Raw genomic sequence first — 14,011 nt, 5'->3', positions numbered from 1 at the left:
CCAATGAAACGCGTACTCCCCGCCATCGCTCTCATCGCCGGATTGGCCCTGACAGGCTGTTCGGGATCCGGGCCCGCAAAAGAAGAGGCTGCAGGAGAGCAGAAGTCCGCAGCCGCCGAGACACCCGAAGCAAAGCAGCTCGACGAGGCTCAGCTCAAGAAGATCATCGAATCCACCAATGCCGGCGGCCAGTCCTTCAAGTCGGTCGACATCGGAGATGCCTCAGGCAGCGAAGCCATCAAGGCTCTCGAAAGTGCCGAATACGAGCCTGCCGAATGCAAGGATCTGGCAATGTCTGCGCTCAACGCCAGCGAGTCGAGCAACGGCACCACCCTGGCAGGAGCTTCCGCAGACAACACGTTGAGCGTTGCCCTGATGAGCTTGGCCGATGAGGATGCCGCAGGTTCTCAGCTCAAGAACTCGACCAAGATCGCCGAGAAGTGCAGTGATGTGACCATCAAGTCCCAGGGCATCAAGATGAACATGTCCTACGAGACCTTCGACGCCACCGTTGACGGTGCCGACGAGACCGTGGGCGTGCGTGCCAACATCGAAGCTGGTGGGCAGACCGTCCTCAACACCGACACCGTCACCAGCCGCGTGGGCAACAACATCGTCACCGCCGCCAACATCGCCGACACCGGCGATGAGAATATCGTTCCTGACACCGCGGCGGCCTTCGTCGACGCGGTCAAGAACGCCGGCTGAGCGGAGCAGTCCAGCACTCCTGCAGCCGCTTCTCCCACCAGTCGAATCGTCCCGGATCCACCGCCAGCGTCTCCAGTCGCTGTGGGTCCGGGACGATTCGCGTAACAGGTATCTGCCCGTCGACGGGCCTCAGGCTCTGAGCGGGCTCCACAACATCCTCGGCGAAGAGCCGACCCGTGCCCAGACCGCACGCAGGGTGTTCGCCGAGCAGCTCCCGGCTTCGTTGGGTGCGCGGCAGCGTGGCCGCCAGCTGGGCTCCGGCGGCTAGCCCGACGGAGGATTCCAACGCCGATGACACAACGGCCGGCAGTCCGCAGGCTTCCAGGACTGAGCGTGCGGCAGCGATCCCACCCAGCGGTTGGACCTTGACGATGACAACCTCGGCGGCGCCCAGTTCGGCCACTCTCACCGGATCTTCGGCCTTTCGGATCGACTCGTCTGCGGCCAAGACCACGGGCAGCTCCCGGGCCGAGAGCTGCTCACGCAGTCGCGCCATGTCCTCAACTGCTGCGACCGGCTGCTCGAAGTACTGCAGGTCGAATTCCGCGAATTCCGTGCAGGCCGCAAGCGCTTCGGGCAGCGCATAGCCGGCGTTCGCATCGAGGCGCAGAGTCGTCTCGGGAAACAGCCGACGGAATTCGCGCAACCGGTCCCAGTCCTCCGGCAGCGAGTCGATCCCGTGTTCGGCCACCTTCGCCTTGACTGTGCCGACCGGCCCGTAGCGAGCAAGAATCGGCCCTACCTCCGAGGTCGCACACGCCGGCAGGGTCGCATTGACGGCAACACTCTGGCCGACTGTTTCAGCCGCAGATCCGACGGCGCTGGGCTCAACCTCAGCAGTCGGCAGCAGACCCGCGAACTCGAGGGCTGCCTGCAGCCAGCGGGAGGATTCGACTGAACCGTATTCGGTGAATGGGGAGAACTCCGCCCACCCATCAGGGCCTTCGAAGAGCATGACCTCGCGTTCGGTGATCGACCGAAATCGAGTGACCATGGGGAGTTTGAGAACGTGGAATTTCGGCACGAGCTCGGCGATCGACTCCGGAAACTGCTGCACATCAGCCATGAGGCAACCCTATCGGCCAGTCGACAGGCGATAGGGTTGGGGTCATGACGGTTTCTGAAATCTTTGACCCCTCCCAGTGGCGTGAAGTCTCCGGATTCGACTTCACCGACATCACCTACCACCGCGCGGTCAAACCCGACGGCACCGACCTGGGCTGCGTGCGCATCGCCTTCGACCGTCCCGATATTCGCAACGCCTTCCGCCCTCACACCGTCGACGAGCTCTACCGTGCCCTCGACCATGCCCGCCAGACCTCGGACGTCGGCGCAGTCCTGCTCACCGGCAACGGTCCCAGCTCACGCGACGGCGGCTGGGCCTTCTGCTCCGGCGGCGATCAGCGCATCCGCGGACGTTCCGGCTACCAGTACGCCTCCGGTGAGACCCGCGAATCCGTGGATCCGGCCCGCGCCGGACGCCTCCACATCCTCGAGGTCCAACGACTCATCCGCACCATGCCCAAGATCGTCATCGCCGTCGTTCCCGGCTGGGCAGCAGGCGGCGGCCACAGCCTCCACGTCGTCTGCGACATGACCATCGCCTCTCGCCAGCATGCGAAGTTCAAGCAGACCGATGCCGATGTCGGCTCCTACGACGCCGGCTACGGGTCCGCCTACCTGGCGAAGATGGTCGGCCAGAAGAAGGCCCGCGAGATCTTCTTCCTCGGCCGCACCTACTCGGCCCAGGACATGGCAGACATGGGCGCCGTCAACGAGGTCGTCGACCACGAAGAGCTTGAGACCGCGGCGCTGACCATGGCCAAGGAGATCCTCGGCAAGTCTCCCAACGCCCAGCGGATGCTGAAGTTCGCCTTCAACCTCCTCGACGACGGTCTCATGGGCCAGCAGGTCTTCGCAGGTGAGGCCACCCGCCTGGGATACATGACCGACGAGGCGGTCGAAGGCCGCGACTCCTTCCTGGAGAAACGCGACCCCGACTGGTCTCCCTACCCCTGGTACTACTGAGCACCTCCACTCCATGAATGTTCAGTCCGCATGAACGCACAGTCCGCATGACCGCTCAGACCGTTGAGGATCTGCCGGCAGCCATCGATCGAGCCTTGGCCGGCCGGTCGATCCTTGTCCTGCCCCGCAATCGTGACGATTCCATCACCGAGGTGGCCCCCAGCCAGTGGAGAGGTGCTGGCCGGGCTCCGGCGCTGATCCTCTTCACCTCGGGTTCGACGGGCACGGCCAAGGCCGTCGCCTTGTCCGCAGACGCCCTGACCACCTCGGCGCGGGCAACCGAACGATTCCTCGCCGGCCCCGGAGATTGGCACCTCACCCTGCCGACCAACCACATCGCAGGGTTCCAGGTGGAGCTGCGGGCCCGGCTCGCGGGACGGGAGCCGGTGAGGACCACCTCGGCGTCCTTCACGGCCGAATCCTTCGCCGAGGAGGTCGAGAGTCTGTTCGCACGCGGCGGCAGCCGGCCGAGCTACACCTCACTGGTGCCCACCCAGCTGCACCGGGTCCTGGCCGATGACCGGGCCACGCGTGCGGCGGCGAAGTTCGACACCATACTCCTCGGCGGGTCCGCGATCTCACCGGCCCTACTCGAGCGCGCTGATGAACACGGGCTGAGCATCGTACGCACCTACGGCATGAGCGAAACCGCAGGCGGCTGCGTCTACGACGGCGTTCCCTTCGACGGTGTCGAGATCACGATCACCGATACCTCGACGATCGACCTGCGCGGTCCCGTCGTCGCCGATTCCTACGTCGAATTCAACGCCGACGGTCAGATCAGTCCCGTGGACAATCCCGGACTGACCACCGACGATGACGGTTCACGCACGATGCGCACCAGCGACCTAGGTCGGCTCGACGATGGGGTGCTCTCGGTGCTCGGTCGTTCCGATGACATCATCGTCTCCGGCGGCACGAACGTCTCTCCTCACGAGCTCGAGACCGGGCTGCTGCCCACCTGGCAGCACCATGGAATCGCCGAGGTGCTCGTGACCTGGGTGCCCGATGATGAGTGGGGAAAGCTGCTCGTCGCACTCGTTCGCCTCGAGGACCAGGTGTCGCCCGCCATGAGAGCAGCGTTGGGATCATCGCGTGAGTTGGCGCGGCATCTGGGCGGACTCGATCATGGGATGGGTGGGCAGCCGCTTCCGCGGTTGGCCTTTCCTGTCACCGAGATCCCCAACCGTTCGATCGGTAAACCCGACCGGATGGTTGCGTCCCGGCTAGCGGCCGAATTGGTTGCAGCCGAGAGACGAAGATCCCGAATACCTTAATAAGTGAACACTCGGTAATATGAGACGATCCTAATTTTTGTGAGGAAGGTATCCCGCCCAATGGCAACTGCTGCGCAGTGGATCTCCGGAGCCCGATTACGAACATTGCCGCTGGCAGTTGCCCCTGTCCTGATCGGGACCGGCGCCGCCATCGGCTCCGTCGGCGGCTTCACTTCCTTCATCATCGGGGACTACACGCGCAACGGCCACGACTTTTCGCTGCCGCAGATCTTCTTGCGTGCGGTGCTGGCCCTCCTCGTCTCGCTCTGCCTGCAGATCGGGTCGAACTTCGCCAATGACTATTCCGACGGGGTTCGCGGCACAGATGACGTCCGTGTCGGTCCCGTGCGTCTCACCGCGACGGGCCTGGCCGAGCCGAGCGCAGTCAAACGTGCGGCCTTCCTGTTCTTCGGCATCGCCGGAGTCGCGGGAGTCGTCCTCGTCATCATCGCTCAGGCGTGGTGGTTCCTCATCGTCGGCGCCGCCGCCGTGGCGGCAGCCTGGTTCTACACAGGCGGCAAGAAGCCCTACGGCTACATGGGTCTGGGTGAAGTCTTCGTCTTCGTCTTCTTCGGCCTCGTTGCCACCCTGGGCACGATGTGGATGCAGGTCGGCGGACTCAGCCTCAGCGGCTGGGCCGGTGCTGTGGCCATCGGCTCGCTCGCCTCGGCGGTGCTCATGGTCAACAACCTGCGCGACATCCCGACCGACATCGAGGCGGACAAGATCACTCTGGCCGTCCGCCTCGGCGAGCATCGGGCACGCATCGCCTATGCCAGCCTTGTCCTCGTGCCCTTCGCACTGCTGGTCTTGGCGATCCTCGATGGGCATCCGGCGGTGGCGCTGGCCATCCTCGCACTGGTACCTGCCCTCAATCCGCTGAAGACGGTGCTGCGGGGAACCACCGGTCCCGGGCTCATTCCCCCGATCAAATCAACCGGCCTCACCGCACTGGCCTTCGCCGCGCTGATGGGACTCGGCCTGGCTCTGTAGCGGTGAGCTGGGCCCTGTAGCCAGGATCAGTTTTCGTCGTCGACGATGCGGTCTTCCGCTTCTTCGTCGACGTTCTTGCGCTTGGGGGGTGTGGCGCGCTTGGCCACGCGGGTCTCAATGTCCTCCGCCACCTTGGCTCGCATGCCGCCCAAGAAGATGTAGCTGAGGATGGCTCCGATGATGATCGCGGCCATGGCCATCACGAGGTTGAGTCCGAGGAATGGCTGCAGAATCAGCCCTACGGCGACGATGATGCCCAGGCGAGCCAATGTGTAGATCCAGAAGTTGCGCATTGCACCTATTTTAGTCCGTCCACATCAGTGATTCATCACTGCCCATGTGGGCGGTTGTTCAGGTTAGTGGACTATCCTGGGTGCATGGCTCGAATACTCATTGCCGCGATTGTCCTTGCGGCAGCGGTTACGTTGTACGGACTCTTCGATTGCCTTCTGCGCGATCGTGGTCTGATCCGAGTCCTGCCCAAACCCGTCTGGGCGATCATCATTCTTCTCATCCCCGTCATCGGCTTCGTGCTCTGGTACGCGTTCGGCCGCGGGTCTGAGGACAAGCCCACTGCAGCACCGCGCCGTCAGGGGCCCAGCGCCCCTGATGATGACGAGGATTACCTGCGCAAGGTTGATCGCGACGTCAAGCTCGGCAAGCACGCTCCCGAGGCGCAGAAGCCCGAGGACAAGACTCCCGACGCTGATGACTCCGGAGACAGCTCCTCCCCCGACTCCGATCCTCGTTCCGCCGATACCGATGACCACGGTTCCGGCGGATCCACCGGCGACGGACGCGGCCACTCGAACTGAAGCAGTCGGAAGTCATCTGTCCCTAGTGCTTCATTAGTTGCGCTGGGGCATCCGGATAGACCTTGTAGGCAGCTTTCTACTTCTGGATAGAAGAGCTTCTACGCAGACTTTTGTCCGGTAGTCCGGTAGTCCGGTGCTCGCGGCCGGTTGCGCACGGGCCCTCGTGGGCGGTCGAGCACGGCCCCTTAGATAAGCATCGAGATTGGTAGCGCTACGTCTGTGGGCAGTACAGAGCCCGTGCCGTAGTTCAGCCCCGCGGCGCTGTGCAGCCCGCTCCAGCACTGTCACCCGGTTCTACCCAGTGGCGCGGTTCAGGCCAATCTAGACCCACCGAACATCAATACAGCCACCGCGGCATGCGCGGCATGATCGTACGGGCCACCCCGGCACCACCGCGCGGTGCACGCCTACCGCAGTTCAGCCTCGGCGATGGATCAGCTGAGGCCCGAGTACGAGTGCAGGCCGTTGAAGTACATGTTGACGACGGTGAAGTTGAAGATCACCGTGGCGATGCCGATGAGGTTGAGCACGGCGACCTTCGTCGGTCCCCAACCGCGTGTGGCGCGGGCGTGCAGGTATGCGGCGTAGATGACCCAGACGACGAACGTCCAGATCTCCTTCGAGTCCCAACCCCAGTAACGGCTCCAGGCCACCTCTGCCCAGATGGCGCCGGCGATGAGGGTGAACGTCCAGGTGATGAATCCGACCGCGGCGATCGTGTAGGAGAACCGCTCCAGGTCGATGCTCGCGGGCATCCGGCGCATGAACCGCAGCCACTTCGGGTTCTTGGTCTCCTGAGCGTTCTTGAGGATCTGGAACACGGCGAGGATCGCGGAGATGTAGAGCAGCGAGGTCGACAGGATGGCGATCGGCACGTGGATGGCGATCCAGTAGGAGTCGAGCGCCGGGATGAGCTTCGCAGCTGGTGTGTAGAAGACCGTGATGGCCAGGCCCAAGCACAGGAGCACTCCCCCGGCCACGATGGTGCCCAGGTAGCGGATGTCCTTCTTGATATTGACGATCAGGAAGACGATGACGGTGATCACGGTCGCAGTGAGGACGTATTCCATCATGTTGCCCCACGGCACACGCATCACTGACAGCGCGCGAGTGAGCACAGCGGCCACGTGCAGGAGGGCAGCGAGAACGAGAAGTGCGGTGCCGATCCTCGCCCCGCGGCGAGGCTTGTCCTTGCCCGAACCGGTCGTGGCCTCGGCCGAAACGTCAGTCTGCGGCGGATCGAGGAGGGCCGTGGTGGTCTTCCGGTTCGTCCGTCGCACGTTCGAGGGCTTGGCGGCGCTGCTGGCGCTGGCTTCCGTCTGCTTGAGCTCGCGCCCACCGAAGAGGTCGAAGGCGTAGAAGATCATGGCGACGGCGTAGACGATCATCGCCGAGATGATGAGCTGGTTCGACCACATTGCGAGGTCAGTGTTGACGTCCATACATCCTCCGCACCAGCGGTGCTCTTCCATTGCGTCGTGGCTGTTGCTGCGTTCTCGCAGCGTTGACTAGCTGCGTTGTCTCAGTGCCGTGTTGCTGCGTGTAACTGTGTTCGAGCCGCCTGTTTCAGTGTCGGCCCGCGACAATTCTACTCCGCGTAGTACCTAAAGCTAATCATTTCTCTCCGCCTGCACTTCAACCCTGTCTACTCCGAGCGCCGGGGCCAGAGTCCGGCCCTTCGTCCGAATCGCCTTCGGGATCGTAGGGATCGTCGTCGGGTTCGTCAGCAAGGTCCTTCGCCAGGTCCTTCGCCGCCCGCTCGACCATCTGATCCTCACCGCGAGCCAGAGCCGCGACCTCGGCCTGGCCGTCCTTGATGCGCACCCACATGCGGCGGCGTGGGATGAACAGCGACAGGCCCAGTCCCAGCAGCACGGCGATTGCGCTGACGAGCATCAGACCCTGTGTCGGGTCTTGGGAGATGTCGACGGCGATGTAGCGTTTGACTCCGTCAAAGGTCACGGAGCCGCCGTCCGGCAGCTTCTGGGTCTCGCCCTCTGCCAGTTGGATGAGCAGAGGATTGCCCGAAGCGTCGGTCATCTCAGTCATGTTCTCGGCATCGATCGTGTACACCGACTGCGGAGTTCCGTCATCGAGTCCGAGGTCGCCGGTGTAGCCGCTCATCACCAGGTAGGGGTTGCGCAGTTCGGCGAAGCTCGAGACCAGTTCGCCGTTCTCATTCTGGGTCGCCGTCGGCAGGAACACACCGACGAATCCCATCTGGGTTCCTGCGGAATCGGGAACCTTGACGACGCCCTCCGAGGTGTAGCCCGGGTCTCCACCGTCGGGGATGAAGACCTGCGGGCCGGACTGCACGACCTGTCCCTTGGCATCCTTGACCGTGACCTCCGGAGCGTAGCCGTTGCCGGTCAGATAGACCCCGGTCCCGCCGACGCGTACAGGTTCGTTGACCCGCAGTGTGTGCTTCTCGCTCTTCCCGTCAGCGGTGGCCGTGACCTCCGCATCGAAGGTCCGGGGCTGGCCGAACTGGCTGCCTGGGGCCTGATCGTCGAAGGTGGATTCGAAGCTGTCGAGTTTGAGCCGGAAGTCCGGCAGGTTGTCCGCATCGTAGTAGGAGCCAGGTTCGAACGAGTCGTAGGCGACCAAGGAGTTCGTGAAGGTGTCGCCCTCGACGAGGATCCGCTGCCCCTGATAGCCGAACAGCGAACCGATCGCCATCGTCAGAGTCGCGACGAGGAGTGCGATGTGGAAGACCAGGTTGCCTGTCTCGCGCAGGTAGCCGCGTTCGGCGGCCACATGGTCATCGTGGCGGACTGTGCGGTAGCCGAGCTTCTTCAGGCGCGCCTGGGCGGTGTCGAGGAAGTCCTGATCCGCGCTCTCGCGAGATTCCGCGGATCCCGTCGCCGAGGTGAAGGTTTCGTATCCGGGCATCCGACCCAACCGCCTCGGCGCTTTGGGTGGGGCCGAACGCATGGCCTTCCAGTGCTGGGCCGAACGTGGGATCACGCAGCCGATGAGCGAGATCATCAGGAGGAGGTAGATCGCGGAGAACCAGATCGAGGAGTACACGTCGAACATCTGGATCGTGTCGAGGAACTGGCCCCAGGCGCCGTTGGACTCGAGGAACGTGTTGACCCGGCCCGGATCCTGGATCCGCTGCGGCAGCAGGGAGCCCGGGATCGCGGCCAGAGCCAGGACGAGGAGGAGGATCAGTGCCACTCGCATCGTCGTCAGCTGACGCCACGCCCACCGGCACATGCCGATGAATCCCAGCTGCGGCTGGGTCACAGCGTTCTTGTCGGCGGTCTTCTTCGCCACTAGATCACCACTTCGAAATCAAGGATCAGACCCTGCAGAGAGGTCATCCACGCGTTCCACAGCCCTGTGGCCATGAGTACACCCAACACGATGAGCATGATGCCGCCGGCACGGACGATCGCCGTCTGGTGTCTGCGCACCCAGGTGAGACGTCCGGCGCCCTTGTGGATCGCCACGGCCAGAATGATGAACGGAATGCCCAGTCCCAGGCAGTAGACGAATGCGAGCATTGCCCCGCGCCAGATCGTTCCATCGCCGCCGAAGCCCACGGACATCGACATGACCGCGGCCAGCGTCGGTCCCACGCACGGTGCCCAGCCGAGAGCGAAGGTCGCACCGAGGACCGGTGCACCCCACAGTCCGGCCCTGGGTCGAGCGCGAATCCGGTGCTCTTTCTGGAGGAGACCGAAACCGCCCATGAAGACGAAGCCGGCGATGATGACGACGACGCCGAGGATCCTGATGAGCACGCCCTGCCACTGTGAGAACAGTGCGCCGAGGGCCGAGAACCCGGTTCCCAGCAGAACGAAGACGATCGTGAACCCGAGGACGAACAGGGCGATCCCGACGACGACCCGCCAGGTTTCCTTGTCCTTGAGGGACGAGCCGCTCAGGCCGGTGACATAGCCGACGTATCCGGGGACCAGCGGCAGCACGCAGGGTGAGACGAAGGAGACGAGTCCCGCCAGTGCGGCCGCGCCGGCCGCCAGCAGCAGAGGCCCGTTGAGAACCGTCTGGGCGAAGTCCGCCCCGATTCCACTCACTCCGCCTGCACGTCCTCGATGAGTCCCTTAAGCGTCGACTCGTCGACCTCGCCGACGACGCGGGCCGCGGCACGGCCCTGCGCATCGAGGACGACGGTGGAGGGTGTGGCCTGCGGCGGGAGGACACCCGAGAGCAGCGCCACCATGTCACCGTTGGTGTCGAGCATGTTCGCGTAGGGCACCTGGTAGTTCGAGATGAAGGCGTTGGCCGCTGCCTCTTGGTCACGGACGTTGACACCGAGGAACTGAACCTCGTCCCCGAAGTCCTCGGCCAGGGTCTTCAGCGCCGGCGCTTCCTTCCGGCACGGCGGGCAGGCCGCGTACCAAAGATTGATGACGACCGGGGTGGGCCGGAGGTCAGCCAGCGACATCGACTTGCCGTCGAGTGTTTCGAAGCTCAGCTCCAGAGGTTCCCCGCGCTTGTCCTTGGCCACCTGTGACACAACGCCGGATCCGGAGACGTACCCCTGATCGGATCCGGCCTGATCAGCCAGTTCGTCGTTTTCGCTGCAGGCGCTGAGCACCATGGCGGTGCCGGCGACCAGGCCGGTCAGGAGGGTGCGGCGGTTCAGTGGATTGCGGGCATTCATGCTCCCGACACCGCTTGCTTGGGCTGCAGATCTGCACAGATGCTCTCGTAACTCACGGAAACAAGTGTGGACGATTCGAATGTGAAACTGGTGATAGAAGCCAAGTCACATTCCCGTTTCCGGGGGTCGTGGACCAGGGAGCGCTGCTCCCCTGCCAGACGTGTCATCCAGATCGGAAGCTGATGGGAGACGATGACGCCTTCGGCCTCGGGACCATGTTTGGCCAGCTTGGCACGCAGGCTGGCCATGGCTGCCTGCATGCGCAGCACGATCTGCTTGTAGGGCTCACCCCAGGACGGTGTCAGCGGGTTGTACAGACGCACCAGATTGCGCGGCTCAGCCATTCGTCGGGCGTTGACCTTCTGCCCTTCGAAGGAGTTCGCGGCCTCGATCACACGGTCATCGGTGAAGACGGGCAGCTGCAGCCGCTGGTGCAGCGGGTCGATTGTCTGCTGTGCCCGCAGCAGCGGGGATGCCACCAGCTCGACCGGAGTGACCGCCGCTGCGGCGAAGTGCTCGCCGACGCGTCGGGCCATCTCATGGCCGCGTTCGGTCAGTCCGAAGTTCGGCAGCCGACCGTAGAGGATGCCGTCAGGGTTGTCGACCTCCCCGTGCCTGACCAGATGGATCGTCGTCATCAGTTCCCCTGCGTGTTCGGTACGCTCGCCGCGGCCTTGGCTGCGGCGGGCAGGGCCGTGATGATCCGGTCCAGGATCTCATCGGTGTGGGCGTAGGACAGGAACCAGGCTTCGAAGGCGCTGGGCGGCATGTGGATGCCCTGATCGAGCATGGCGTTGAAGAACGCGGAGTAGCGGTCGACGTTCTGGGTCCTGGCGTCGTCGTAGTTGATGACCTCACGGTCGGTGAAGAAGACGGAGAACATCGAGTTCGCCGATTGGATGGTGTGTTCCACACCTTCGGTCTCCAGCGCCGAGGCGACCGCTGGCCTGAGGATGTCCGCGGCGCGGGCGATGTGTGAGTACACATCGAGTTCGGTTGTCAGCTTCAACGTGGTCAGACCGGCGGCCGTGGCCACAGGGTTTCCGGACAGGGTTCCCGCCTGGTAGACGGGGCCAGTCGGTGCCAGATGCTCCATCACGTCGGCGCGTCCGCCGAAGGCCGCGGCGGGGAAGCCGCCGCCCATGACCTTGCCGAAGGTGAACAGGTCGGCCGGTCCCTCCGGGTAGCCGAGCTGTGCGGATTCGTAGCCGTACCAACCAGCGTCCGAGACACGGAATCCGGTCATCACCTCGTCGCTGATCATCAGCGCGCCGTGGGCCTTGGTCAGGCGGCGGATGGTGTTGGTGAATCCCTCGCGCGGGGGCACTACGCCCATGTTTCCGGGGCTGGCCTCTGTGATGACGCAGGCGATCTCGTCACCATGTTCGGCGAAGACGGCCTCCAGACCGGCTGCATCGTTGTAGTCGACGATGATCGTGTCCGAGGCCTGTGCACCGGTGACGCCAGGGGTGTCGGGCAGGGAGAAGGTCGCCAGGCCGGAACCGGCCTGGGCCAGGAGCGCATCGACGTGTCCGTGGTAGCAGCCGGCGAACTTCACGATCTTCGCCCGGCCGGTGTAGCCGCGAGCCAAGCGGATGGCGCTCATGGTCGCCTCGGTGCCCGAAGACACGAGGCGCACCTGCTCGACGGGATCGACTCGGGCCACGATCTCCTCGGCGAGTTCGACCTCACCTGTCGACGGGGTGCCGAAGGAGAAGCCCTTGACGGCGGCTTCCTGCACGGCCGCGAGCACCTCGGGGCGGGAGTGGCCCATGATCATGGGCCCCCACGAACCGATGAGGTCGATGTAGTCGTTGCCGTCGGCGTCGCGCAGCCAGGCTCCGGTCGCCGAGGTGATGAAGCGCGGGGTGCCTCCGACGGCTTTGAAGGCCCTCACCGGTGAGTTCACTCCACCGGGGATGACGTGTTCGGCGCGCTCGAACAGCGCGGCCGACTTCGCAGTCTCGTGTTTCATGGGTTCTCCTGAAGAAGTCGCCGGATCGGTGGTCGGTTCAGATGATAGTTGAGTGGCTGCGCTCAGTTGGCAGGCGTCGGGGGTTCGGCGTCTGACGGCGGTGTGTCGACCGGGCCCTCGCCGATCGCACGCATATGGGCGGTGACCTTGCCGAAGATGCGACCGAGGGTCTCCATCTCCTCTGGTTCGAGGAGGTCGACGAGATGGTCGCGGACGCCTCCCACATGGGTCGGCGCCATCGACACGAGGAGCTGCCAGCCGGCCTCGGTCATCTGGCAGTTGACTCCGCGCCCGTCTTCGGGGATCGAGAAGCGTTCGAGGAGGCCCTTCTTCTCCATCCGCGCCACGCTGTGCGTCAGACGCGAGCGCGACATCGTCGTATCCATGGCGAGCAGAGCCATGCGCATCGTCCGATCCTCATGTTCGCTCAGCCGGACCAGGATCTCGTACTCGGGCATACCGATGCTGTGGTTCTCCCGCAGCTCTTTGTCCAGCTGCGTGGTCAGCAGCTGTGAACCGGTGAGATAGCTTCTCCAGGCCTGTTGATCGGGGCCGCTGAGCCAGCGTGGTTCACTCATCATCGTGCTCCACCCGGCTGTTCCGAGTTCAGACGCTGAGCGACTTCCGTGGCCCAATAGGTGAGGACGGCGTCGGCGCCGGCGCGCTTGAAGGCGATGAGGGATTCGTCGATCGCGCGTTCGCGGTCGATGGCACCGGCTGCGGCCGCGAATTCGATCATCGCGTACTCCCCAGACACCTGGTAGGCCCACACCGGCACCGGCGACTCACAGGCCACCTCGGCGAGGACATCGAGGTAGGGCAGGCCGGGCTTGACCATGACGACGTCAGCACCTTCGGCCAGGTCGAGGTCGAGTTCGCGCATGGCCTCGCGTCCGTTGGCGGGGTCCTGCTGGTAGGTCTTGCGATCGCCCTGCAGCTCCGAGTCCACGGCTTCGCGGAAGGGGCCGAAGAACGCCGAGGCGTATTTCGCCGAGTAGGCCATGATGACGACGTCGGTGAAGCCTTCGAGGTCCAGCGCCTCGCGGCAGGCGGCGACCTGACCGTCCATCATGCCCGAGAGCCCCAGCACGTGGGCTCCGGCCCGAGCCTGTGCCACGGCCATGGATGCGTAGCGGCTCAGGGTTGCGTCATTGTCGACGCCGCCGGAGGCGTCGAGGACTCCGCAGTGTCCGTGGGAGGTGAATTCGTCGAGGCACAGATCGGCCATGATGACCGTTTCATCGCCGAGGTTGTCCCGCAGCAGCGTCAACGCGCGGTTGAGGATGCCCTCGGGATCATCGGCCTGGGAGCCCTCGTTGTCCTTGTGTTCTGGGATCCCGAACAGCATCAGTCCGCCGACTCCGGCATCGACGGCTTCGTTGGCCGCTTCCAGCAGGGAGTCCAGGGTGTGCTGGACGACTCCGGGCATGCTCGTCAGCGGCGCCGGTTCGCTCAGTGTCTCCTTGACGAACATGGGCAGGATGAGATCGGCCGGGTGCAGGCGCGTCTCGGTGACGAGCCGGCGCAGGGCCGGTGTCGTCCGCAGGCGGCGGGGCCGAACGGTTCCGGGGACCATTGTCAT

The 14,011-nt window shown here is 64.4% G+C and carries 15 protein-coding genes; 5 read left to right on the top strand and 10 right to left on the bottom strand.

Annotation, left to right across the window (positions count from 1 at the left end; all coding sequences use genetic code 11):
- Positions 1–3: 3 nt before the first annotated feature.
- The gene (locus tag CXR25_RS05190) at positions 4–708 is read left to right on the top strand and encodes a hypothetical protein (protein WP_096158407.1); all 705 of its coding nucleotides are present in this window, start codon (positions 4–6) and stop codon (positions 706–708) included.
- Here CXR25_RS05190 and CXR25_RS05185 read toward each other — a convergent pair.
- Positions 692–1,774: an o-succinylbenzoate synthase gene (locus CXR25_RS05185; RefSeq protein ID WP_096158406.1), complete on the bottom strand. Its 1,083-nt coding sequence runs from the start codon at positions 1,772–1,774 to the stop codon at positions 692–694. The genes CXR25_RS05190 and CXR25_RS05185 overlap by 17 nt on opposite strands.
- A gap of 44 nt (positions 1,775–1,818) precedes the next feature.
- Between CXR25_RS05185 and CXR25_RS05180 the strand changes: the two genes are divergently transcribed.
- Genes CXR25_RS05180 through CXR25_RS05170 form a run of 3 tightly spaced genes read left to right on the top strand, consistent with a single transcriptional unit; the run spans position 1,819 to position 5,006 of the window.
- Positions 1,819–2,736: a 1,4-dihydroxy-2-naphthoyl-CoA synthase gene (locus CXR25_RS05180; protein WP_069599701.1), complete on the top strand. Its 918-nt coding sequence runs from the start codon at positions 1,819–1,821 to the stop codon at positions 2,734–2,736.
- Between the two features lie 17 nt (positions 2,737–2,753).
- Positions 2,754–4,013, top strand: coding sequence for an AMP-binding protein (locus CXR25_RS05175; protein WP_241211349.1), 1,260 nt, complete (start codon positions 2,754–2,756; stop codon positions 4,011–4,013).
- Between the two features lie 60 nt (positions 4,014–4,073).
- Positions 4,074–5,006 carry a 1,4-dihydroxy-2-naphthoate polyprenyltransferase gene (locus CXR25_RS05170; RefSeq protein ID WP_009882905.1) on the top strand — a complete coding sequence of 311 codons (933 nt, stop codon included), beginning with the start codon at positions 4,074–4,076 and terminating at the stop codon, positions 5,004–5,006.
- A gap of 26 nt (positions 5,007–5,032) precedes the next feature.
- Here CXR25_RS05170 and CXR25_RS05165 read toward each other — a convergent pair whose 3' ends face one another.
- The gene (locus CXR25_RS05165; RefSeq protein ID WP_009882906.1) at positions 5,033–5,299 is read right to left on the bottom strand and encodes a DUF4229 domain-containing protein; all 267 of its coding nucleotides are present in this window, start codon (positions 5,297–5,299) and stop codon (positions 5,033–5,035) included.
- An 84-nt stretch (positions 5,300–5,383) separates the two neighbouring features.
- Here CXR25_RS05165 and CXR25_RS05160 point away from each other — a divergent pair, with 84 nt between their 5' ends.
- Complete coding sequence (locus tag CXR25_RS05160; protein WP_009882908.1) at positions 5,384–5,821, top strand: PLD nuclease N-terminal domain-containing protein; 438 nt, start codon at positions 5,384–5,386, stop codon at positions 5,819–5,821.
- A 434-nt stretch (positions 5,822–6,255) separates the two neighbouring features.
- Here CXR25_RS05160 and ccsB read toward each other — a convergent pair whose 3' ends face one another.
- From ccsB to hemB, 8 genes are all read right to left on the bottom strand, one after another.
- Positions 6,256–7,263, bottom strand: a complete 1,008-nt coding sequence (gene ccsB, locus CXR25_RS05155) for a c-type cytochrome biogenesis protein CcsB (RefSeq protein ID WP_009882911.1) — start codon at positions 7,261–7,263, stop codon at positions 6,256–6,258.
- A gap of 193 nt (positions 7,264–7,456) precedes the next feature.
- Positions 7,457–9,100 carry a cytochrome c biogenesis protein ResB gene (gene resB / locus CXR25_RS05150; protein WP_009882912.1) on the bottom strand — a complete coding sequence of 548 codons (1,644 nt, stop codon included), beginning with the start codon at positions 9,098–9,100 and terminating at the stop codon, positions 7,457–7,459.
- Positions 9,100–9,855, bottom strand: coding sequence for a cytochrome c biogenesis CcdA family protein (locus CXR25_RS05145; RefSeq protein ID WP_029416945.1), 756 nt, complete (start codon positions 9,853–9,855; stop codon positions 9,100–9,102). Before CXR25_RS05145 ends, resB begins: the two co-directional genes overlap by 1 nt.
- A 5-nt stretch (positions 9,856–9,860) precedes the next feature.
- Positions 9,861–10,454, bottom strand: a complete 594-nt coding sequence (locus CXR25_RS05140; protein WP_009882915.1) for a TlpA family protein disulfide reductase — start codon at positions 10,452–10,454, stop codon at positions 9,861–9,863.
- Positions 10,451–11,092 carry a histidine phosphatase family protein gene (locus tag CXR25_RS05135; RefSeq protein WP_009882917.1) on the bottom strand — a complete coding sequence of 214 codons (642 nt, stop codon included), beginning with the start codon at positions 11,090–11,092 and terminating at the stop codon, positions 10,451–10,453. The genes CXR25_RS05140 and CXR25_RS05135 overlap by 4 nt, the downstream gene beginning before the upstream one ends.
- Positions 11,092–12,429: a glutamate-1-semialdehyde 2,1-aminomutase gene (hemL, locus tag CXR25_RS05130; RefSeq protein WP_009882918.1), complete on the bottom strand. Its 1,338-nt coding sequence runs from the start codon at positions 12,427–12,429 to the stop codon at positions 11,092–11,094. The genes CXR25_RS05135 and hemL overlap by 1 nt, the downstream gene beginning before the upstream one ends.
- A 62-nt stretch (positions 12,430–12,491) precedes the next feature.
- Positions 12,492–13,010, bottom strand: a complete 519-nt coding sequence (locus CXR25_RS05125) for a MarR family winged helix-turn-helix transcriptional regulator (RefSeq protein WP_226833668.1) — start codon at positions 13,008–13,010, stop codon at positions 12,492–12,494.
- Positions 13,007–14,011 carry a porphobilinogen synthase gene (gene hemB, locus CXR25_RS05120; protein ID WP_101598218.1) on the bottom strand — a complete coding sequence of 335 codons (1,005 nt, stop codon included), beginning with the start codon at positions 14,009–14,011 and terminating at the stop codon, positions 13,007–13,009. Before hemB ends, CXR25_RS05125 begins: the two co-directional genes overlap by 4 nt.

Origin of the sequence: Brevibacterium aurantiacum, assembly GCF_003932995.1 — a bacterium.
In the GTDB taxonomy this organism is placed as follows: domain Bacteria; phylum Actinomycetota; class Actinomycetes; order Actinomycetales; family Brevibacteriaceae; genus Brevibacterium; species Brevibacterium aurantiacum.
Note: the sequence above shows the minus strand (reverse complement) of the source record. Positions and strands in the feature narration are given on the sequence as shown.